31 protein-coding genes are annotated in these 19,113 nt (G+C 33.5%); 2 read left to right on the forward strand and 29 right to left on the reverse strand.

From position 1 onward, the window contains the following. Positions 1–2: 2 nt before the first annotated feature. The 18 genes from I5818_RS21860 to I5818_RS21945 form a co-directional block, all read right to left on the reverse strand. Positions 3–353: a phage head-tail connector protein gene (locus tag I5818_RS21860; protein WP_235849566.1), complete on the reverse strand. Its 351-nt coding sequence runs from the start codon at positions 351–353 to the stop codon at positions 3–5. Further along, positions 337–645 carry an SAP domain-containing protein gene (locus I5818_RS21865; RefSeq protein ID WP_078109554.1) on the reverse strand — a complete coding sequence of 103 codons (309 nt, stop codon included), beginning with the start codon at positions 643–645 and terminating at the stop codon, positions 337–339. The genes I5818_RS21860 and I5818_RS21865 overlap by 17 nt, the downstream gene beginning before the upstream one ends. Before the next feature lie 48 nt (positions 646–693). Continuing rightward, a complete protein-coding gene (locus I5818_RS21870) occupies positions 694–1,737 on the reverse strand; it encodes a major capsid protein (RefSeq protein ID WP_078109555.1) in 1,044 nt (347 codons plus the stop codon). Between the two features lie 15 nt (positions 1,738–1,752). Further along, positions 1,753–2,121 carry a hypothetical protein gene (locus I5818_RS21875; RefSeq protein ID WP_078109556.1) on the reverse strand — a complete coding sequence of 123 codons (369 nt, stop codon included), beginning with the start codon at positions 2,119–2,121 and terminating at the stop codon, positions 1,753–1,755. Positions 2,122–2,135: 14 nt separating this feature from the next. Then, entirely contained in the window at positions 2,136–2,756 is a 621-nt protein-coding gene (locus tag I5818_RS21880; protein WP_078109557.1) for a phage scaffolding protein, read from the reverse strand. Between the two features lie 111 nt (positions 2,757–2,867). Next, a complete protein-coding gene (locus tag I5818_RS21885; RefSeq protein WP_078109558.1) occupies positions 2,868–3,071 on the reverse strand; it encodes a hypothetical protein in 204 nt (67 codons plus the stop codon). 13 nt (positions 3,072–3,084) lie between these two features. Beyond that, positions 3,085–4,107, reverse strand: a complete 1,023-nt coding sequence (locus tag I5818_RS21890) for a minor capsid protein (RefSeq protein ID WP_078109559.1) — start codon at positions 4,105–4,107, stop codon at positions 3,085–3,087. Further along, positions 4,100–5,554 carry a phage portal protein gene (locus tag I5818_RS21895; RefSeq protein WP_078109560.1) on the reverse strand — a complete coding sequence of 485 codons (1,455 nt, stop codon included), beginning with the start codon at positions 5,552–5,554 and terminating at the stop codon, positions 4,100–4,102. Before I5818_RS21895 ends, I5818_RS21890 begins: the two co-directional genes overlap by 8 nt. Positions 5,555–5,576: 22 nt before the next feature. After that, complete coding sequence (locus I5818_RS21900) at positions 5,577–6,902, reverse strand: PBSX family phage terminase large subunit (protein ID WP_078109561.1); 1,326 nt, start codon at positions 6,900–6,902, stop codon at positions 5,577–5,579. After that, the gene (locus I5818_RS21905) at positions 6,871–7,785 is read right to left on the reverse strand and encodes a terminase small subunit (protein ID WP_078109562.1); all 915 of its coding nucleotides are present in this window, start codon (positions 7,783–7,785) and stop codon (positions 6,871–6,873) included. Before I5818_RS21905 ends, I5818_RS21900 begins: the two co-directional genes overlap by 32 nt. Before the next feature lie 88 nt (positions 7,786–7,873). After that, the gene (locus I5818_RS21910) at positions 7,874–8,104 is read right to left on the reverse strand and encodes a hypothetical protein (protein WP_078109563.1); all 231 of its coding nucleotides are present in this window, start codon (positions 8,102–8,104) and stop codon (positions 7,874–7,876) included. A gap of 110 nt (positions 8,105–8,214) precedes the next feature. Beyond that, entirely contained in the window at positions 8,215–8,427 is a 213-nt protein-coding gene (locus I5818_RS21915) for a hypothetical protein (protein ID WP_078109564.1), read from the reverse strand. A gap of 519 nt (positions 8,428–8,946) precedes the next feature. Further along, positions 8,947–9,402, reverse strand: coding sequence for a helix-turn-helix transcriptional regulator (locus I5818_RS21920; protein WP_078109565.1), 456 nt, complete (start codon positions 9,400–9,402; stop codon positions 8,947–8,949). A gap of 72 nt (positions 9,403–9,474) precedes the next feature. After that, positions 9,475–9,663, reverse strand: coding sequence for a hypothetical protein (locus I5818_RS21925; RefSeq protein WP_078109566.1), 189 nt, complete (start codon positions 9,661–9,663; stop codon positions 9,475–9,477). A gap of 95 nt (positions 9,664–9,758) precedes the next feature. Further along, entirely contained in the window at positions 9,759–10,295 is a 537-nt protein-coding gene (locus I5818_RS21930; RefSeq protein ID WP_209391811.1) for a type II toxin-antitoxin system VapC family toxin, read from the reverse strand. Beyond that, positions 10,288–10,620, reverse strand: a complete 333-nt coding sequence (locus I5818_RS21935; protein ID WP_209391812.1) for an STAS-like domain-containing protein — start codon at positions 10,618–10,620, stop codon at positions 10,288–10,290. Before I5818_RS21935 ends, I5818_RS21930 begins: the two co-directional genes overlap by 8 nt. 18 nt (positions 10,621–10,638) lie before the next feature. Continuing rightward, positions 10,639–11,514, reverse strand: a complete 876-nt coding sequence (locus tag I5818_RS21940) for a hypothetical protein (RefSeq protein WP_209391813.1) — start codon at positions 11,512–11,514, stop codon at positions 10,639–10,641. Positions 11,515–11,553: 39 nt separating this feature from the next. Further along, positions 11,554–11,754 (reverse strand): XtrA/YqaO family protein, encoded by a 201-nt coding sequence (locus I5818_RS21945; RefSeq protein WP_078111554.1) that lies wholly within the window; start codon positions 11,752–11,754, stop codon positions 11,554–11,556. Positions 11,755–12,251: 497 nt separating this feature from the next. Here I5818_RS21945 and I5818_RS21950 point away from each other — a divergent pair, with 497 nt between their 5' ends. Next, the gene (locus I5818_RS21950; RefSeq protein ID WP_139358282.1) at positions 12,252–12,428 is read left to right on the forward strand and encodes an aspartyl-phosphate phosphatase Spo0E family protein; all 177 of its coding nucleotides are present in this window, start codon (positions 12,252–12,254) and stop codon (positions 12,426–12,428) included. 6 nt (positions 12,429–12,434) lie between these two features. Here the strand turns inward: I5818_RS21950 and I5818_RS26510 are convergent, their stop codons facing one another. From I5818_RS26510 to I5818_RS21965, 4 genes are all read right to left on the reverse strand, one after another. After that, the gene (locus tag I5818_RS26510) at positions 12,435–12,551 is read right to left on the reverse strand and encodes an FmdB family zinc ribbon protein (protein ID WP_459213261.1); all 117 of its coding nucleotides are present in this window, start codon (positions 12,549–12,551) and stop codon (positions 12,435–12,437) included. A 665-nt stretch (positions 12,552–13,216) separates the two neighbouring features. Beyond that, positions 13,217–14,023 (reverse strand): DNA adenine methylase, encoded by an 807-nt coding sequence (locus tag I5818_RS21955; protein ID WP_209391814.1) that lies wholly within the window; start codon positions 14,021–14,023, stop codon positions 13,217–13,219. A gap of 235 nt (positions 14,024–14,258) precedes the next feature. Further along, entirely contained in the window at positions 14,259–14,438 is a 180-nt protein-coding gene (locus I5818_RS21960) for a hypothetical protein (RefSeq protein ID WP_078111329.1), read from the reverse strand. 33 nt (positions 14,439–14,471) lie between these two features. Beyond that, a complete protein-coding gene (locus I5818_RS21965; protein WP_209391815.1) occupies positions 14,472–14,744 on the reverse strand; it encodes a hypothetical protein in 273 nt (90 codons plus the stop codon). Positions 14,745–15,121: 377 nt separating this feature from the next. Here I5818_RS21965 and I5818_RS21970 point away from each other — a divergent pair, with 377 nt between their 5' ends. Next, complete coding sequence (locus I5818_RS21970; protein ID WP_180211428.1) at positions 15,122–15,565, forward strand: hypothetical protein; 444 nt, start codon at positions 15,122–15,124, stop codon at positions 15,563–15,565. 204 nt (positions 15,566–15,769) lie between these two features. Here the strand turns inward: I5818_RS21970 and I5818_RS21975 are convergent, their stop codons facing one another. The 7 genes from I5818_RS21975 to I5818_RS22005 all read right to left on the reverse strand — a co-directional run bounded on the left by I5818_RS21975 (position 15,770) and on the right by I5818_RS22005 (position 19,074). After that, positions 15,770–15,949 carry a hypothetical protein gene (locus tag I5818_RS21975; protein ID WP_078109925.1) on the reverse strand — a complete coding sequence of 60 codons (180 nt, stop codon included), beginning with the start codon at positions 15,947–15,949 and terminating at the stop codon, positions 15,770–15,772. Beyond that, entirely contained in the window at positions 15,946–16,740 is a 795-nt protein-coding gene (locus tag I5818_RS21980) for a hypothetical protein (RefSeq protein WP_078109926.1), read from the reverse strand. The genes I5818_RS21975 and I5818_RS21980 overlap by 4 nt, the downstream gene beginning before the upstream one ends. Continuing rightward, positions 16,727–17,146, reverse strand: a complete 420-nt coding sequence (locus I5818_RS21985) for a DUF1064 domain-containing protein (RefSeq protein ID WP_078109938.1) — start codon at positions 17,144–17,146, stop codon at positions 16,727–16,729. The genes I5818_RS21980 and I5818_RS21985 overlap by 14 nt, the downstream gene beginning before the upstream one ends. A 34-nt stretch (positions 17,147–17,180) precedes the next feature. After that, positions 17,181–17,540 carry a hypothetical protein gene (locus I5818_RS21990; RefSeq protein ID WP_078109927.1) on the reverse strand — a complete coding sequence of 120 codons (360 nt, stop codon included), beginning with the start codon at positions 17,538–17,540 and terminating at the stop codon, positions 17,181–17,183. Beyond that, entirely contained in the window at positions 17,540–17,692 is a 153-nt protein-coding gene (locus tag I5818_RS21995; RefSeq protein ID WP_169846888.1) for a DUF6011 domain-containing protein, read from the reverse strand. The genes I5818_RS21990 and I5818_RS21995 overlap by 1 nt, the downstream gene beginning before the upstream one ends. After that, positions 17,689–18,036 carry a hypothetical protein gene (locus tag I5818_RS22000; RefSeq protein WP_078109928.1) on the reverse strand — a complete coding sequence of 116 codons (348 nt, stop codon included), beginning with the start codon at positions 18,034–18,036 and terminating at the stop codon, positions 17,689–17,691. The genes I5818_RS21995 and I5818_RS22000 overlap by 4 nt, the downstream gene beginning before the upstream one ends. Positions 18,037–18,210: 174 nt before the next feature. Continuing rightward, a complete protein-coding gene (locus tag I5818_RS22005; RefSeq protein ID WP_209391816.1) occupies positions 18,211–19,074 on the reverse strand; it encodes a DnaD domain-containing protein in 864 nt (287 codons plus the stop codon). Positions 19,075–19,113 lie beyond the last annotated feature (39 nt).

The raw sequence follows: 19,113 nt of genomic DNA on the forward strand, positions 1-19,113 counted from the left end.
AGCTACCACCTTAACCTTCGAAAACGATTTAACTGTTTAGCGTAATCAAAAAGAAGTGCTTCTGTGGCTTTTTCACGATATTCTAATTGGACAGTACCAAAGTTTACTTGTACGTCACCTTCTTTAATGGATGATACAGCATTATTCTCTTCCGATTCATTTCTTCGATTTTCGCTATTCATTAAGTCAATAACCATATTTGCATGGACATAACGTAATTCAGTAGGAATATCTCTCCTATTACAATAATTCATAATAGCTTGACCAACCTCATCGATGTAGATGTTTAACACACCATCATTTGGTTTTGGATCCGGAAGTTTCTCTTTAACAATATCAATGGTTTTCATCATTAATTTCCTCCAAGTAGCTTTGAATAGCTTCTTGGATGTCTTCTTTCTTTGTTATTCCAGTTAAATCAACATTATGTTCGGATGCATATTCCTTTAACTCAGGAACCGTCATTTCTTCAATTTCCTTTTGTTCAGTGGGTGTTTCAAGCAGCTCTTCAATATTACTAGTAATTACTTTTGAGTCCTTTAAAACATTTAATTGTTCCTCATGGATTATTACAGTATCACCCTTACGATATGGATTTTTTCCGAACTTAACATTACGATTAAATGTAACTTTGAATTGTGTCAATTCACATTACCTCCATCCATAAAAATAGAGAGGAACTAATCCTCTCTATTAATTAATCTTTGCTATGAAAATATTATCGATTGTTTCGAAGCTTGGTAGTACAATTTCAGAAACAATGGTTTCCACGTTAACAGGGTGAGGTTCTTTGATCGTGGTAATCGCCACACCAGTATTCACTATTTGAACATCTGCTGGAGAATTACCGGCCATTAAATCGGATTCCTCTGGTGTTGTACCATAATAGATATTTCCTAGTGAACCGCTAGGCAGAAGTGTAAAATAATCGTCCGGATAGAAGTTCTGGGTTGTTTTATCCTCAGCAATGTACTTTTTATCATAAACAGCTACAGACAATCCTAGTTTTGTACTCAAGTATTGTTTGAGCATTGCTTCCGTCATAATAATATTTTGGCCGCCAATTGGATTCATATCTAAACGGATGCTAGGATGATTCAATAGATAACCAAATGTTTTAGTCGTCATAATAGCATTTGTAGGTTTTGTTCCTGTGTTTTCTGCCACAGTTTTTTGCCAACGAATGATATCCTGAATTGGAGTAGAGTCTGGATTTGACCATTGGGCCCCGCCGACAAGTACTTCTTTATGATCATCTTTCATTTTGTAATCATAATCATAGTCTTGTCGATTTGCACGAATGGAAATCTTTCCTTTGGACAACAGCTGCATAATCATTCTTTCAGGCTGTACTTCTGCACCGTTTACTAGATTAGTAACATCATCATAAATTCTAGTAATTAATGGCATTAAATAAGCTTCATTCGAAGAAGCAATTAACTTGTTTAATTCCTGACGGTCTTTTTCACCAATACGCATAGCTTCACGGAAAAATGGCATTTCCGTTTCTACTTTGCTAAATCCAATACGATCACGTAATGTAGCTTTTGTATCGAACTCCGAAGGCATTAGAGCTACGGGTAAACCATTTGCTCCCTTAATCCAACTAAGATCAAGTCCAAGCTGCTTTTTAGCTGGAAACAATGTTTGTCCAAGTAGAGGTATTTTGTTGGATGTTGACTCTGTATAATATGATGCAATATTCCTTGCATTAACTAAATCAAAAATGGTTGGCATTATATTCATCCTCTCTTATTTCAAAAATGTTATTTGTTTTAATGCTGCTTTATCCTCTTTAGTTGGGGCTTTAGGTAATTTGTCCAGTGCCACAAATCCATGGATAAGCAATGCTCCTGATGCTGGACCATATGTGACATCTACATCACTAAAGAGAATACCTTCTGCATTTGAGCCGTTCTCATCGGTTGATGCTTTTACAGCTAGTGCATTATCATCTGTCAAAACTCCGCCACCCAAAATAGTACCTGCAGCAACAATCTTTTTCCCTTCAGCATTTGCTGCAATTCCTTCATCACTAACAGTTATAGCTAAGTTCACATAGTGGTCAGGAAACTTTAAAATCTCTGTTTTATTTCCATATTGAGTTTCAATAAATTTCATGTTCATCCTCCTCGTTAATTAAAATACGAATCACGTGCCTTATCTAAATCTTTGTTATTCGTTGCGAAATTAGCAAGATTCTTTCCGAAATCTTCATTTGTTTTTTGTTGATCATCATTCTTCTGTGTTGTTCCACCTACAGGGGTGAAACCACGAAAACCGCCGCTATTTCCCTCATCTTTTTGGACAAACAAAAAGGACTTCGATTCTTGCAGTGTTTTAATCTGCTCATCAAGTCCCTTTGTGATGTTTCCATCTTCTCCTAATTCAATTGTTGATTTATCAATAAGTCTTGCTACTAAATCAGCGTCATGCACTTTACCATTAAGAGCAAGTTTAAGCGCACTTGATAACTGTGTATCTTTGATTTTCTTCTCATATGATACCTTATCGTCGTCGTACTGTTTTTGCAGATTTGTAAGCTGCATTTGTAAATCTTCACTACCTTCTGCCTTTTTCTTTAAATCTTTCAGATCCTTATCTCTCTGAGTAAGTTGTCCTTTCAGATCGTCAAGACTCGATTGAAGATCATTTGCTTTTATTTTATGAGTTTCAACGGTTTTTCCATGTTCAGCCATGATTTTTTCAATAGCCTCTTTTTCAAGGCCTAAACCTTCTAAAAATTCTCTTTTCATGAATATATTCCTCCTTGGTACGATTTTTTACGTGGTTACGTCCACGACCAGCTTTGAATCTTTTACGTCTGCAAATGCTAAAAAGACGAATAGATAAATAAGGTATCATTGTTATTCGTATAGCGGCCTGACTTTAATAATTTCTATTGCTTGTTGTTCCGTAAATCCTTCAGAAACTAAGCTATCATACTTAGCTTTTAAAACTTTGGCAGTAACGGCAGTGCTTTGAATAAAGTAAGGTAAATTACGTTTCAGCTCATCAATAGCCATTTCCATTTCAATATTGGTTAATTTACCATTTGTTATTTGCTCCATCTTTTATCCTCCCTTATTTCACATATTTCTTAAACCATTCTTCATAAGTAATAGAGTCTATCAAACCACTTGCTGACTGTCTTTTCTCGTCTACTGTGTATTCTGATTCATCAAAATATGGAATTGTAGTAGAACGACAGCGCACATGAAATGGTGGTGCTGTTTTACCAGGTTTATAGTCCTTTTCTGCGTATATCTTACCATCTTGATGCCTGCAAATTTCGGAGGTTCTACTGTCCAAAGTGGCCAGTATTTCATAGCGTTCAATCTCTGCATCCGAATAGCTTTTTTGTGCTGCTACATTATGAAAAAAATTAGCTTCTGTTCTTACAAGTGCTTCGGCTCTTGAAAGGGTTACATCTGTGACATCCATTATTGCTTTAGTTGTCTTTTGAATTGACCGACCCGAAGCAAAACTTCTCTCAAGTTCTTTACGGATTGCTTGTCTTGCTGATTCTTGATGACCCCAAATCCGTTCTGAAAACTCTTTCCCACTCCAATTGTAGGAAAGAACCTCTTGCATCGTTTCATCGGACAAAGCTATAACCGTACCTGTCATAACTCCCTGCTCTGTAAGATCAAACATCGTTTTATAATACGAATTTTGATAGACATCAACCAATCCAGTATAGGTGTATTCTTGCAATCCGTTAACACCGCTATATAATTCAGCCATTCTCATTTCAATTTGAAGATTAAGAGCTTCCAATCGAGAAATACGGACCCGATAACTTACTGCATTCAAGATTCGATCATATCCAGGATTTCCGGATAACGACATTTCTCTAAATCTCTTTAAATCTATATTCCTAAAATCACTCAATTCTTTTGGAGTCAAATACTTCTTTGCATCTGCTATGGAAATTTGATTTTCATTTGCATACCTGGAATAAAAAGATTCAATCTGTCTCAAGATATCATGTTGGGCTTCTCTTAGGCTTTCTTCCATCTTTGTTAGGTACTTGCTAACAATAATCTGAGACTCTATTTCTCGTTGTACAGAACGACCTTCCCAATACTTTTTATTACTACTCATCGTTCTTCACATCTTCAAACGTATCTTTATAATCTTCTTGCCGATTGTATTGCTTTTCAAGACGTTGTATTTCATCTTGGACGTTTGTTACCCAAGGATGATTAGCAATAATCGTTTCATCAGAAATTTGTCCCGTACTCTTACTAGCATTTTCGATTACTTCAGATTCATTGATGATAATATCCCTATTAAAGATAAACTCAACCTCTTGGCTGGAATAGTCCTTAGCTGTACGAATCGCTATATCTTGGTCAATGAACCACTTTAGCTGCTCAAGTGCTGCCTGAAACTCTGTTTCTATGATATTTGCATCCATATCTAAATCGGCATATAAAAAACGTAGAGCAATACCCGATTGATCATTTCCTAAACGATCTGACTGAGTATCTACTCCACGTCCTAACTCGTATAAATCTTTACGTTGCATTTCCATATGCGTTTTAAATGCTTCTGTATCAATTTCTAAATTTAAAGTTTCCAGACCACCTTCTTCGGTTACCTTAACAGCTCGGTATACAGATAAATTACGTCTAAACTCCCCTAAATCAGTACCGTCATAATTCTTTACAACATAAATACCTCCATTAGGTAATTCTTCAAGGTTATTAGAGTTATCTGATTTCTGCTTATCGTAGTCATCTACAATGGACTTAACATAGTTGAGAATTGGTAACTCTTCATCGTTATACTTAAAGCAAACAAAAGGAACACGATTCCAATTTACTCCTTCCAATTCATCTCCGTTCTCTCTAATTAAATGTGGACTATATTCCCCAACTTCTACATCAGGAATTAATTTTCCCTTGTGGACTACATAACGATAAACTCCAGTTGAATCCCATACCTCAACTTTATGGACTGTTTCTTTCTTTTTACCTATCCACTGTTTAACTCGAAAAGAGCGAATGATATAATCAAGCTCAGTCCTTTCTGAATCCTTCCAAAAAGCTATAATTTCTTCAGAGGGAATACGTTTAAATTTAAAGTTTCCTTGCTCGTCATAATAAATATGAATCCAAGCTTTCCCTTTATTAATTGCTTCTTTCCCTACATTTTGGAACATTCGGTAGAATTTTTTATTAAAGTATTCAGTAAGTAATTCCATATATTCTTTATTTTCATTTTGTATAGTGAATGGCAAACTAAGCAAATATCCAATCTTCTGATCCACCAACTTTCGTATGAACCCATGAACGATTTTGTTATTTGCGATGTTGTTCACTTCCTGAAGCGCTCCACCTTCTCCTACAACCATTTTCTTTCTCTCTAAAATGTCATGCTTATTTTCATAATATCGTTGACCATCTAACATCATTTTTCTTAAAGATGAATCTTCCCACTCATTGACTTCATACATAATGATTTCAACGTCAGTTATGACATTTTTAGCACCTTCTTCAATGATTCTATTATATTTTTCTGTTAAGGTTTCGCTGAATGGATCCATTTTTTATATCCTCCTTTCCTTTTTAATCAAATGAAACGCCAGACTTTCGTAAGACTACAGTATTTACAAAATAACGATCACCGTCCATATGATGATCATTTTGTTTAATCGGTTTATCTTCACCACGATCTGCAGCTTTTTCATCCCAGATATAGGAGGAAAACTCTCGGAAAGTTTCTTTACAGCAGTCGTTAAAAAGAATTAATTTCTTTGTCAATGCGGTTCCAACGTTTCTTATACCATCTATTACATCATTCTGAGCTTTTATCACTCGATAACCATTCTTCTTTAATAAAGTGATAAAAGATGCAGCAGAGGGATCCACAATAATTCCTTGTAAACTACTAATATCTTCTAAGAACTTTTGCAAATCTACCAGGTACTCTTGATCTGTCTTCTGCTTACTCCTTTGACGGCCATCATAATGGTACTCTTTTGTTTTATACCAGATTCCATCATAAAGACCCCAAAGACCGAATGTCGTTGGGTTTTGTGTACCGTAGTCAATACTTACATAGTACTTTGTATATCTCCTTTTAATCGTTGGAACAACATGCTTGTCTTTATCGAACATGTCATAGATAATACCTTCAGCAAGCACCCATAATCCTAAAATGAAACGCTGATAGAAAATGCCTTTATACATTCTCTTATAACGTTCTTTAGTCTTCTCAGTAAGTGAAAGATTATCATCCATCGTAAAATGGATATGAAGCATATTCTTCTCTTTAAGTTGATCAAGGTATTCGATTTTAAACCAATGATAAGGACCAGCTGGGTTACAGTTGAACCAAAACTTTGCCCCATCAATCGAACAACGAGCAGTCGCTTGATTGACGAAGGATTGAGGCATTAACGCTACCTCATCAAAGAACATCCCACCCAATGTGATACCTTGTATTAAATCTTGTGAACCTTCATCTTTTCCACCAAATACATAAAAATAATTTGTTTTCCCTTTATAACTAATAGTTAAGAAATTGTCTGCTCGATGGTCTTTAACCTTGTACCCTCTAGCTTTGAGCATTCTCTTTAAAGGAGTAATGACATTGCGACGAAAGGAACCGATGGTTTTCCCTGCCATACCAAGATTTACTTCATGAAAAGTGTCCATTCCCCACATCACATAGGAAAGAGACATAACAACAGTTTTACCAGCACGAACAGAGCCATCACAAATAATCCCGTCTTTATCTTTGACAGGCGATCCATTTCTCCACCAAGTTAAGACTTGCTTTTGCTTCAAGGAAAACGGCTTAAATTTAAATGGTGCAGGTTTCTTTCGTTTTGATGCATTAGATAAAAACGAGAAGCTTTTAACTGTCTTCGTCGGTTGTGTTGTTAACATCTGTCCACACCTCCGAAGTTGTAGAATTTAGTGCATCCTCAAAACCATCATCCTCATACTCTTCATTGTCATCGCCACCAAATACTTTATGATGAGCAATTTTAAGTTTCTCTTCCTCAATCTGACGTTTGAATTTATCTGGAAATAGATCAAAATACAGAGCAAGCTTATCCAATGCTTTCATACGATCTTCAAGCTTAATAGAAACTCCATCTTTGCCCTGCTTCACTTCTGATATGATAGTTCCATCTACAATGCCTGATTCTTTGAAATCAACATAATTGACCTCTTTCATAACTGGATATCCATTTTCATCTTCAACTGGACCAAAGGCACCCATAACTTGGACTTCTCTTTGACCGAATGTTAGATAGTCCGTTATATCAGAAAATGCAATCTTAATATACTTATTCAGCACATCCATTGCTTCAATAAAGAGCTCATTGGTCATGTACTGCTTAATACGCTTAATTTCCTCTCGAACTCTAACATTACCTAACAATCGTGGACCTTGCACATGAGCTGTTGCTGGAGAATACCCAGCTTTGATTGCAGACTGTGTTGCATTAAAACTTCTTACATAATAAAGACAGAATAACCTTTGTTTTTCAGTCAGTTCACTATCTTCAAGAAAATTATCTAAGGTAATTTCTTCATCTGGGGCTCTTGCCTTTTTGGGAGCACTATTATTTGGAACGTTCCGTATTTTCTTTTGGAACGTTCCATTTAGTTTTTCATCCCATTTATCTTTGTTTTTCCATCCTCGAACAGTACCTTCTGCAACCCCTAATTCTTCTGCAATATCCTTTAATTTAGATTCACCATTAGATTTTTTATAAATCTCAAATGCTTCATCTCGTTTAGGATCTCTTTTTCTTGGCACTACATATCACCCACCTCCAGATGTATCAAAAAATTCCGGTCATAAGAAAAAGCCGTTTATTATTAAACGGCTTAACATAACTAATTTATTACCAATCACGATTTTCAAGGTAATTAAGGTACTTATTCAAAAATTCTTTTTGATCATTCAAATCTTCAACCGCAAACTCATAACGATTAAGCCCACCTAAAATTTCACCATTGTCACCTTTTTTATCAATATGACCAATGATAATGCTTCTATCTTCCAATTCTTTGATAGAAAATTCAATAATATTATCTTTTGTTTCTAGGGAATTAAAAATACCTAATATACTCATGCTCACACCTCCTCTCTTCCACTAACTTCGACAAAAGGAGACTTTTTTCCTACTTAATAAATGTAAAAAGCACCCAAAAGGATGCTTTTAATCAACATACTACTTAATTATTAATAATCGTCCAAATTTATTTCTTCTACAAGAGTAACCTCAGTTGCTACAACATGATCGGTATTTATATATATCGCATAATGTTTTCCAATCTCAAAATGATTTTCTTGCATCATAGCAGTTGCCTTTGCTGCATTTAAAGAACTAGCTTCAATTTGTTGTTCGAATTCCTTACCGCTCACTGTATGGTATTTAATTAAATATTTCGGCATATTCTCCCTCCTTTTATCTACTTACTTCGACAAAAGGAGACTTTTTTCCTACTTATAGCCAGATGAAAACTAAATAAAAAAATCCATAATTAGTATAAGCCTTCAAAAATGGAATAATGCCTCCCTTAACAGTCAATACTAACAATAGAAAGGAGGCGTTAAACCAATGCAGATTAAAATCTCTTTAAGCTTTTCCGAGTTGATTTTACTAATTTGGCTTTTCTATTTCTTATAATGCTGAACATTTTGAAATGCTCTAGCCCTTACTAGGGCATTTCATTTTGTAATGCCTTTCACTAATAACATGTCCACACTTGGCGAATAAAATACTCTTAAATTAATTAAATTTATATAAAGAGCTTAACAAACGCTATTATTTAGACCCTTCTCAATCCTTGTCATATCAAGTGTTTATGTTCATAAAATAATTAAATTTATAACCCCCACCGAAAGGTGGAGCTTTTCAAAACGATCTATTTACAGGCCAGGTTTAACTACCGCGCCGTCCTGCCTCCCATTCTAACAAGCAGATTTATGTTTTTGCAATTCTGTTTCTTTTGTGCCATTCGTGCCATTTGTTTCATCTGCTAATTTATCGACGATAGAATCACGAATTCTTTTAATATGGGAAAAGGATAATCCCATGTGCATACCAATCCATCGATAACTTTTCCCCTCAAGTAACCAATGAAGCACCTCGAGTTCACGATCATCTTTAATCAAATACAATCTGTCTTGAATAACAGAAATTTTTTTCTTATATTTATTTATCACTACATGCCTTTTTTCTCGTCTGATAAGTTCTCTATAAATGGGATCGCCAGTTATTCCTTGTGGTTTAGGTAATGTTGCTTCAACACCATATTGAGCAGTCAACCCTTCACCAGCTGATTGCAAGGACTTACGTAATTCTTTTATGGAGTTAATCATCCAGTGATAATCTTTGAGGATATTTTCAATTTCTTTTTTATTCATAAGCTCACCTTCCGAATAAGATATTTTTATTTTATAAAATAATTAAATTTACAATCATTATTAAACAGGATACTATTTTCTTCTTATAGCTCCGCCTTTTCCACGCTTATATGTCGCCATATTGACTCCCATAAGGTCTTTTATCTCAGACTCCGATAACCTCTCTGATTTACGCTTACTGTTCCTCTGACGACCTTCACTAATCATTTCTTTATGCTGTTTCTCCCATTGTTTTAGTTGAACTTTAAATGATTGATTCATTTCCTCATCCCCTTTTTACAAATAAAAAAGGACACCAAACGGCAGCATTAAATGCTGTCATTCAGTGTCCTCCAGTTGTCTGGTAGGCTAGTATTCTATTGTTTTAAATTAGATACAATTTTAATGCCACTTGGATGTGACATCATGTCTCTATCATTTGAAACAATTATTATAGAATCTTGTAAACACAAATTAATAAAATATTCATCATTAAAGTCATAGCTACTATTTTTTAATACTTCATCTATTTTAATATTAGAAAATTTATCATCAATTTTTTCAGCATGTTTGAATATTCTATGTTTAATAATCATTCTCAAATTTGAAACTAAATCAATAAAATCTTCGCTTGCTCGAAAATCACGCTTGTAGTTAAGTTCTGGATGAGTTTGTTTTGCAATATGGTACTCTAGTTTACAATACGTATTGAAGAACTCCGAAATTTGCATAGCAGTTGTATATATTTTTGCATTAGAATTTAAGATTTTTTCGAAGAAAACATTATATTTTTCAACAACAGATTGATTATAATTTCCAATACTACAATACAAATACATCCAAATATTAGTATCTAAAAAAAATTTGTCATCCTTAGAAGGTGAAAATTGTTCTATATGATATACTTCACTCATTTTCTAATACCTCATCAATCTCACTGATGTTTTTTATATCAACTTTTGCCCTTGTTATAACTTTTTTCAATAAATATTTATCTAAATCATCCAGATCAATGATTGAAAGATATTTATTTAATTCTTCTGATGAAAAATTATTATAAAGATTCCCAATTGCCTTGTTTAAAAAAGCTGTTGTTGTGTCTTCCACATCCGAAAAGCTAAGATAAAATGGCTTTTTTGTACTTAATTCATTTACGATGAATTTGTATAAAGTCTCCCCCTTTTCTGGAGAGACTGCAATTCTTGAATTGATAATATCTTTGACATAAATTTTATTCATGTAATATTCCTCCAATTATTAAAACAGAATATCATTTTGCCAAGTGAAAGTGTTTTCTAATTTAGAAATAATATTTACAACAGTTCCAGGAAAATAAAAATCAAGATTTCTTTGATGTATTAACCCCTCATTATTTTCCCAATACCCATTACCAGAAATAATTTGAAACACACCATTATTTTCTGTTAAAAATTCCTCAATAATATGTAAACCAATTCCACCAGCTTCAGTATGAACATTTGTATGCTCTTTAGTTGTATTTCCATATTTTGTAGCCCACTTAATTGCTGTTGAATCAGAGATTTGCTTGTCGCATAACTTTTCTCTAACATTTGTACCAATAGTTCTACCTAAGTCAGTGATTGTAAAAGCTACCTTTTTATTCATATGATAATATTGCCCACAGGTATAAACTTTATCACTTTTAGCATGAAGTTGAACATTAATAAAAATCTCATTTAAACTCAACTTAAAGCTTTTCATCACAGGATTTGATAAATCTAATCTTATCTTAGGTATTACATGATTACTAACATAATTTGAGAAATCATCACTATCTTGTACTGAAAAGACTTCATATTTAATTGTAGAATCATAGGTATCATCAATTCTACCCAATTGATATCTTTCATAAAACCCATTTTTCTTAAATATTTTTTGAATTGAATTTGTTATGTTACTTAGAATAACTCTACACCCATTATATAGCTTTAATTCAAGCCAAGCACCTAAAGTGGATGCGAGATTTGCCTCAAACCATCTGGTGCTTTTAAATTCTAATTCGATATCTACATTTATTAAACCTTCCGTATTTGTAAATAAACTTGATAAAAAAGTGAATCCCAAAAAGTCATTCTCGACTTTCTTTGGTATATTGATAATGAATCTATCCATTTCTTAGTACCAATTTAAGTTCAGAATTATCTTTCAATATCAAAACTCTTCCCCCTCGTCCCACTTTACACGCTTAATCTTGCCTTGATGTGTAACAATTTTCGTCTCACCATATTCAGGTAAAGGAGTCACTTTAGCTTTTCCATCACATACCACTATGGCAAAACTTCCCTTTAGTTCCATTATATCAACTTCTAGTCTCATAGTACTAGGATTAATTTCTATATCTTTTAGTCTCACCAGGACCCCTCCTAATGGTATAATTAAGTTGGCTGACGGGAGTGATCCTGTCTTTTTTTATTCTTTTTTATCTCTAAAACTCGTTTTATAGTAAAATATTCCTTAAGCGAGGTGTTATATTTGAACCTATTTGAAAATGTAGAACTAAATACTATGCAAATTATTATTCCGCTAGTTCTTCTAATTCTTTGTATGGTTTCAATTTCATTAATATATTGGTTAGTTTTTAGATGGCTACCAAAACTGATATTTAATTTTTTATTAGGTCCTATTGCTTTGCTTGGTGCTTACATTTGGGCATTTCCAATGAATATGGGTTTCTATGAATTTTTTAAGTAGGCATCTTAGATAGATGCCTTTAAAATTTCAAACAACTTGTCCAATTAAATTTGGCAAGTATGAATTTCCTTCAACAATATCCCTCATCAACTTCCATTTACCATCAAAATATGTCATAATATTACAAAATAATAGTTTTTTAGAAAGAGTTGATTACAGTGACTAATAACCTAGAAAAAAGGGAATTATCGAACCGTATCGACCATCTAAGAGAAAACCTAATTACTGTTGGTACCCAAAAAGGGCTTAACCATCCAGAAACTATTCAAAAAAGCCAAGAGTTAGATACCTTAATACTTAAGTATCAATTTTTGATGATTCGCAAAGATAAATAATTCCTTTTAATCGTTAACCTCTACTGCTTCCATATATTTTCCGCATTCAGGACACTTTATTTTCGGTATGACTTCAAATGCAATTTCCAATTGATCACATTCATTGCAAATATACTCGATCATAACTCAACCTACCTTGTGTTTTTAATATCTATTTAGAGGAAATAATTAAATTTTACTTAATAAGGAAATGTTATAATTTTCTTAAGGTGGTGATATTTTGAATAAACCAAATTTATCAACTATTTTTTTGATTATTTTCATTGTTTCTCTTGCATTTTTTGTTTTACTCTATCTCTGTAAAGTACATCTCAATGCTGAAATAGTTATAATTATAATTTTATTACTTATAATACTTGGATTACTTATAGGTATTTACACCTTGCTATTATCTAAGGATGAAAAATAATTGTTTGTACTTTCCATCCTCTTCTCCTCCTATCATCTAAGTTGATTTAGTAAAAAATAACCATTTTATCTGAATATACAGAAATATATTTTTATTACTAAATTTTTCTGTTAATATATTTTCAGATTCAAATAAAGTGAGGTGAAAAATATGAAAAAAATGCTTATAAGGCTTGGGTTGATAACCGCCTTAATTTTTACCGTTTCAACCTCTGTGTCAGCCGCAACAATTGAGCCTCAAGGATGCTCTTTAATGGGCCCACCAAGATGGTGTGAAGGTGCTCAATAATATTTATCTTTGGCTGACTTCCTCTTTTCCCTAACACTTCCCAGCAAAGTCAGCCTCCTCAAAATGGAAAACAAAACTATCATTTTGTTTCCTAAAACAACGTTTGCTGATAATACCCTGTTTCTGCTGCTACTGGATTTATCCATAAAACTTCAGTACGTTTAGAACCAGTTTCTGCATAAGCTTCAAATGTTTCCTTGTGCCAATCATTCAAAAAGTGATTATATAAATCATTATCATAACCACTTAACAGTACTGGTCCGGAATGTCTTTTTAAGCATCCAATTAAAATAGCATGATCCTCATCGCTAAATTCATGGGCATACATTCTCTTGCTCCTGGTTCTTAATACATAAGGTGGATCTGCATATATAAGTACTTCTGGTCTGTTATATCTATCTATTAGTTTACTAGCATCTTGATGTTCAATTTGAACATTTTTTAATCGATCAGCTACGCTCAATATTTTTTCAGGGAGCTTGTTCCATTCCTTTGCTTTATGATGATTGAGTGGATTGATGTTACTTCTCCATCCAGTTCGATCACTTGTTTTTGCCCCAATTGCTTGCCCACACCTAACTAAAAATACTCGAGCCCGTTCAATTTCATCCTCTGGATTTGCTTCAAAAGATTTATAGTATTCCTCTCTAGATAGTGGTGTCCAATATACCTTTTCAGCTAACTTTTCCGGATAATCCCTTATTACTTTAAAAAGATTTATTATGTTACTATCAATATCATTAATGGTTTCTAGCAATGATGTTTCTTTTCTAAAAAACACTGCTCCGGATCCAAAGAACGGCTCAAGGTATGTTTTATGCTCCGGCATGTGACTAATAATCCAATCAGCCATACTCCATTTGCTACCTGGATAATGCAAGATTCTTGGTATGGCCATTTTAATTCACCTCTTTATCAAACTTAATTGCTAACAAGTTTAAGCATATTTACTATTTTCTTTAATGTATAAATAGGCTTTTGATTGGTTAATTTAATATCATGAAAAAGTACATATTTCTCATAATTTTTTTTGTTGTTTGGTGGTTACTAATTGGTCTGTACGTTTACTATGACGGACTTTTGAAATATCTTAAATGAAACTTTATTGCTAATATGTTTCGCTTTATGTTGGATCAAATCTCTTTAACATAAACTTGTCCATTTGAAGCAGTAAAAAATATATCCTTTTTGCTAGATACTAGGTATGAAACACCCGGTATAACTAAAACATTCATTTCAGTAATTATTGTGTTAATTTCAAATGTAGCAATCACTTTTCTATCTGATTTTTGAAAAATTACCAAAACTTGCATTATTTCCTCCTATATGCGAAATAAAATGCTTAATTAAGTATTTGAAGTAACAACTGATTTCAGATTTACAAGTTTTATTACATCGTCCTCGTAAAATTCTTCAACTGCTGAATATTCAGCTGCAATTTTTGTTATTTTTTCAGCGTCAACATTTATTATTTGAATCCATTCATCTTCATTAATTTCCTTATCATCAACAGTGGTACACTCTCTTAGTTGAGTTCTAATCTCTTTTAACTTTTTTGCAGCAGCTTTAAGTTCATCAAAATCCTTAATCGATATTTGAACCGTACCTTCAACGTTCATGAATCATTCCTCCTTTGGAAACACAATTATGAATGAGTTTTTAACTATTAACTTTGTAAAGAGTAAAGAATTTTTAAAACTCAATGCTGTACATAAATTTATATACTTTGTAAAAACTAATCCTACATATTATGGAAGGGGTTGTAGTCTTGAATAAAAAACTAAATATATTAATCGCCATACTCATCAGCAGTACTATTCTTTCAAGTTTATTTAGTATTGTTATGCTCACATTAACAGTCAAACATGATAAAAAAGTTACCGGAGGTAGTTTAGGGTAATATCCCTTCTACTTGAGATAAAAGTAATAACTATTCCCTATATATTATTTTTGAGTTTGACAGAACTAATAAATAACATAGAAAGGAGATAAGATAATGATCACAGCTTTAATTAGAATTGGTTCTCTGTTAGCTTGGTCGACTGCTTTTTTTATTCCCAAAAAGTCACTCAAAAAATACTTACCAGTCACAATCTTTTCCACTCTTATAACTGTTACTGTATCTTTTATAGGACATCATTATAACTTCTGGGGATTGAGAGGAAGCTCCAGAAAAAGAATGTGGAACCTTCTAAGCATAATTGCATATTTTTCTATTGGCTGTTTATGGATTTTTCATTTAACTTTTGGCAAATTAAAGCTATACCTATTAATAAATTTATTAAATAATTTCGTTTATGCTTATCTAGTGATACCTCTTTTCGAAAAGCTCAATTTTATTACGTACGTCAAATTCAAAAAAATACATCATGTTATTGTGGCAATGATTTATTCTTTATTAATTTATGGTTACCAATTGATTTATAAAAATCCAGATTGACTATTCAATAAGAAAGCGTTCAATTAGAGCGTTTTTTTATTGAATGAAATAGTTAGATATTCAGTTTGTTTAATAAAACTTTGCCCTAATCCATCTATCGATCTAAATGAATTTCTAGTATTAAAAACCCGTTCTGTTTGTGTATTAAACAAAGGAAAAGAATTTCTCCCTTGTCGTTTCATTTGCCTTAAAGCATTTCCCACATCACCCACTCCTTTTCCAGTCGTACTCATTACCAGCAGGAATCAGTGTGTTAATTTTCTTAGTAAAGCTGTTCATCTTCTTGATCTGCTCTTTATTAATGCCAGGTTCAAAAACAGTAATTACCTGTAAAATTTCGTTATCCGTCCCTTTGTACTTATGCTCCACCACTCGCCTTGTCATGCCGGATATACATCCTTTTTCAGCTTTGTAAGAGCGAAACGTCTTAAACCGGTTACTTCATCCTCAAGCTCAATGTATTCACTTTGATATCGATCACAACGTTTTTGAAGGTTATCAATTTCACGCTCATAGGTTTGAACTCTATTTACTAGATTTGTATTTTCTTTATGAAGCTGCTCTTTATCTAGCATGGCCGTTTCATAAAGTTCGACTGATTTATCTAATTGGTTTTGAAGCTTGATGATAAGCTCGTCTTTCCTTAAATTTTCCTGCACCGAATCCTTAAGCAGTTCCTCTTTTTCAGTAACTAACTTATGTGCATCTACTAGTTCACGTTTAAGTAGCTCTAATTCCTTACTAATTTCCTTATTTTCGTTCGATAAATCACTTTTGGTAGTTTTACTCTCTGCGTCATTTGAAGTGCTTAAAGCAGCTTTATTTACTGTTCCATTTCTTCTAGCTAGAACTGTATTCATTCGTAGCTGTTCGATTTCTTCTGGAGAAAAGTTATCTTTTTTCCATTGGGTAAGTTCCCCTATATGTTTTAAATTGAAATCCTTTGCAATTTTTGTATCTGAAACACCTCGGCTTTTAAGGTCCAGATATCGTTCCTTGGTTAAGACCACGTCCTTCTCCCCTTTCAAAATATCTTCTAACTTTTCACCTGCTTTATACCTGGCTAATTGATCTTGCGTAAGAGTATATTCATCTAGGGTTGGCTTCCATCCATCACTTGATGAAACAGTTCTGACTGCCCCTGTGTACCTTCTTGGCACGCTAGTTTGAGCCATTTCTCTTCACCTTCCCCTTAAGTTTTTTTAGCTTGTCCAACTCTATAAATCCAAAATGATCATCGTAAGCAAGGACAGAAAGAGTATCAAGGTATTGTCGTTCAAATAGCTTCCGTTTTAGTAAAAACTCTTTTGTTTCATGTCCTTTTATATCTACTATTTCAATGGTCCCATCCAACTTATGAACCTCGAAATCCGCTACATATTCAATCTTGCGAAAATGCTTACCATTCTTAGTGAAAGCTTCTTGGAGTATGTATCTTGGCTGTAGCTTAAAATCTTTTATTTGTTTTGCTTGTTTTAGCCATTTCAGTTGGTTGTAATAGATTGCCTCGGCTTTACTATCAAAAGTAATGCCATCTACTATCGTTTTCTGATTACCGTATTTAGGTCTATTTGTCTTCATTTTGCGAAATTCCTTAGATGACATCCGTTGCATGTTAATAAAACTCCAAGTCCTCATTATTTTCTATACAAAGTTTCATACCTTTAACTAGTTCTAAAGCATTTATTTTGTCTGGATCGCTTTCATCCCAATCCATAGTTAATTCAATTAATCTTGGGTATACTTGCTTGCATTCATCGGGAGTTAATATACCGTCACAATCAGAATGATCAAGTAATGGTTTTATTTGATCAGTAACAGTCTCCCATGAAATTCCACGATAACCTTGTACAGGACCTGTAAAACCATCCATTTTCAAAAGATCTATTCCAATTTTTTCAGCCAACCTTCTTCTGAAGTTCATAAAACCACCATAGCCCCAATGTGCATCACAATGACTAAAATCTAATCCCATTAGTATTCACTCTCCTTTTTCAAGTCAAAAGAAATCTGATCCTTATTCTCTTTATCTTTCAATTTGGCAATCTTTGTTTCACATACAGGACCAATGCCTCTCTCGATAGACTTTTTGCTTTTTAGTGGACGATTACATATTGGACAGTTCATGAAATTACCTCCAAATCCTCTTCTCGTACTTTGTAAAAGCCTTTAAGATTACAAGCTACTAGAAAAACAGTGTCATAGGTGGTGTCATACCAGGAAAAACGATCTAAGAAATCCCCTTCATGGTTTTGCGCTTCCTCAAGTGTTGTTTCTATACCAACCCTTCTTTTTCCAACGACAATTCCTGTTTTATGCTGACCAAATTCCTTCTCAACCAACTTTCTAATTTTTAACTGACAAGTATTTTCTAACTCTTTTTCCTGCTTAGGTGTGAGGTAATTAAAAGAAGCACCATCATGACCTTTAATAAGACATTTTTTAAATCTTACTTGTTGACCTAGCTTCATATTCACACCTCATTTTGTATCCTATGCATAGTTAAAACATACTTAAGAGTCTGATAATCTAGTTGATAGATAGATTTATTTTGATGTTCTTTGATGCCGGCATTCTCCAGTTGATTGATAATGAAATTGCGCTTCATTACCGCTTGATATAGGATGCCCATCATATATCTCCTTTCAGGATCCGGATTTTTGATATTTTTGTTGTATGCGCTCCAAACGAGCACGTTTTTCTTCTGGCGACTCGACATCACCAACCGGTTTTATCTTACTTACTTTTTGTTGCTCCTCTTCAAACCATGAAGGGGTTTTTTCCTTTCTGATAGGTTTTCGATTAAAATTAGTATTAGATTTCGTTTTATTAAACTTCTCCTGTTCATAAGCTCTAATTCTATCCAGTGATCCTAAATTGTTATTTGCCCATTCTTTTAAGAGGAACTCAACAAAGCCAAAATAACGTTTATTTTTGTTATCTGCTATTGTGATTGCCTCATTAACGATTTCCGATTTCCCTTCAAATTCATCCACCCATTTCATTAAGGAGTGCGACTGAATTGGGGACAACCGACATAGAATTTTTTCGAACAAAGCAATGGGATTTTCCAATTCGGTAGTAGTAGTAGTATTTAAATTATTGTCATTATTACCCTTATTACCATTATTGTTTGTGGACACTTGTTGGACATTTGCTGGACATTTGTTGGACACTTGTTGGTCATTTAGTTGGACATCATGCTGATACAAATTCCAGTTATTTATTGTTACAACGCTATATTTCGTCTCTGATTTGATGGTCAAAAAATCATCGTTTTCTAACCCCTTTAACCAACGCCACAATGTTCTTTCGTTAACTTTTTCATTTTTTTTCATCCCATAATTGTAGGATTCAGCTAATGAAAATCTTCCTGTAATAAATTGACCTGGTTCTAATTTAATTATTTGTTTACCGACTAACTGTTCATGTTCCTTATGTGAAGCTTCCAGTAGGCAAAGCATCCAAAGTTTAAGGAGTTTAGGATCTTGCCATACCGGATTGTTCATTATCTTCCTGTGGATGCTCACCCACCCTTGCAAAGCGTT

The organism is Heyndrickxia oleronia (assembly GCF_017809215.1).
Lineage (GTDB): Bacteria > Bacillota > Bacilli > Bacillales > Bacillaceae_C > Heyndrickxia > Heyndrickxia oleronia.

Excerpts from the sequence above, each read along its gene's own strand:
- I5818_RS21860 (WP_235849566.1), bottom strand. The coding sequence starts at position 353 with ATGATGAAAACCATTGATATTGTTAAAGAGAAACTTCCGGATCCAAAA.
- I5818_RS21870 (WP_078109555.1), bottom strand. The coding sequence starts at position 1,737 with ATGCCAACCATTTTTGATTTAGTTAATGCAAGGAATATTGCATCATAT.
- I5818_RS21875 (WP_078109556.1), bottom strand. The coding sequence starts at position 2,121 with ATGAAATTTATTGAAACTCAATATGGAAATAAAACAGAGATTTTAAAG.
- I5818_RS21880 (WP_078109557.1), bottom strand. The coding sequence starts at position 2,756 with ATGAAAAGAGAATTTTTAGAAGGTTTAGGCCTTGAAAAAGAGGCTATT.
- I5818_RS21885 (WP_078109558.1), bottom strand. The coding sequence starts at position 3,071 with ATGGAGCAAATAACAAATGGTAAATTAACCAATATTGAAATGGAAATG.
- I5818_RS21890 (WP_078109559.1), bottom strand. The coding sequence starts at position 4,107 with ATGAGTAGTAATAAAAAGTATTGGGAAGGTCGTTCTGTACAACGAGAA.
- I5818_RS21895 (WP_078109560.1), bottom strand. The coding sequence starts at position 5,554 with ATGGATCCATTCAGCGAAACCTTAACAGAAAAATATAATAGAATCATT.
- I5818_RS21900 (WP_078109561.1), bottom strand. The coding sequence starts at position 6,902 with ATGTTAACAACACAACCGACGAAGACAGTTAAAAGCTTCTCGTTTTTA.
- I5818_RS21910 (WP_078109563.1), bottom strand. The coding sequence starts at position 8,104 with ATGAGTATATTAGGTATTTTTAATTCCCTAGAAACAAAAGATAATATT.
- I5818_RS21915 (WP_078109564.1), bottom strand. The coding sequence starts at position 8,427 with ATGCCGAAATATTTAATTAAATACCATACAGTGAGCGGTAAGGAATTC.
- I5818_RS21920 (WP_078109565.1), bottom strand. The coding sequence starts at position 9,402 with ATGAATAAAAAAGAAATTGAAAATATCCTCAAAGATTATCACTGGATG.
- I5818_RS21925 (WP_078109566.1), bottom strand. The coding sequence starts at position 9,663 with ATGAATCAATCATTTAAAGTTCAACTAAAACAATGGGAGAAACAGCAT.
- I5818_RS21930 (WP_209391811.1), bottom strand. The coding sequence starts at position 10,295 with ATGAGTGAAGTATATCATATAGAACAATTTTCACCTTCTAAGGATGAC.
- I5818_RS21935 (WP_209391812.1), bottom strand. The coding sequence starts at position 10,620 with ATGAATAAAATTTATGTCAAAGATATTATCAATTCAAGAATTGCAGTC.
- I5818_RS21940 (WP_209391813.1), bottom strand. The coding sequence starts at position 11,514 with ATGGATAGATTCATTATCAATATACCAAAGAAAGTCGAGAATGACTTT.
- I5818_RS26510 (WP_459213261.1), bottom strand. The coding sequence starts at position 12,551 with ATGATCGAGTATATTTGCAATGAATGTGATCAATTGGAAATTGCATTT.
- I5818_RS21955 (WP_209391814.1), bottom strand. The coding sequence starts at position 14,023 with ATGGCCATACCAAGAATCTTGCATTATCCAGGTAGCAAATGGAGTATG.
- I5818_RS21960 (WP_078111329.1), bottom strand. The coding sequence starts at position 14,438 with ATGCAAGTTTTGGTAATTTTTCAAAAATCAGATAGAAAAGTGATTGCT.
- I5818_RS21965 (WP_209391815.1), bottom strand. The coding sequence starts at position 14,744 with ATGAACGTTGAAGGTACGGTTCAAATATCGATTAAGGATTTTGATGAA.
- I5818_RS21970 (WP_180211428.1), top strand. The coding sequence starts at position 15,122 with ATGATCACAGCTTTAATTAGAATTGGTTCTCTGTTAGCTTGGTCGACT.
- I5818_RS21975 (WP_078109925.1), bottom strand. The coding sequence starts at position 15,949 with ATGACAAGGCGAGTGGTGGAGCATAAGTACAAAGGGACGGATAACGAA.
- I5818_RS21980 (WP_078109926.1), bottom strand. The coding sequence starts at position 16,740 with ATGGCTCAAACTAGCGTGCCAAGAAGGTACACAGGGGCAGTCAGAACT.
- I5818_RS21985 (WP_078109938.1), bottom strand. The coding sequence starts at position 17,146 with ATGAAGACAAATAGACCTAAATACGGTAATCAGAAAACGATAGTAGAT.
- I5818_RS21990 (WP_078109927.1), bottom strand. The coding sequence starts at position 17,540 with ATGGGATTAGATTTTAGTCATTGTGATGCACATTGGGGCTATGGTGGT.
- I5818_RS21995 (WP_169846888.1), bottom strand. The coding sequence starts at position 17,692 with ATGAACTGTCCAATATGTAATCGTCCACTAAAAAGCAAAAAGTCTATC.
- I5818_RS22000 (WP_078109928.1), bottom strand. The coding sequence starts at position 18,036 with ATGAAGCTAGGTCAACAAGTAAGATTTAAAAAATGTCTTATTAAAGGT.
- I5818_RS22005 (WP_209391816.1), bottom strand. The coding sequence starts at position 19,074 with ATGAACAATCCGGTATGGCAAGATCCTAAACTCCTTAAACTTTGGATG.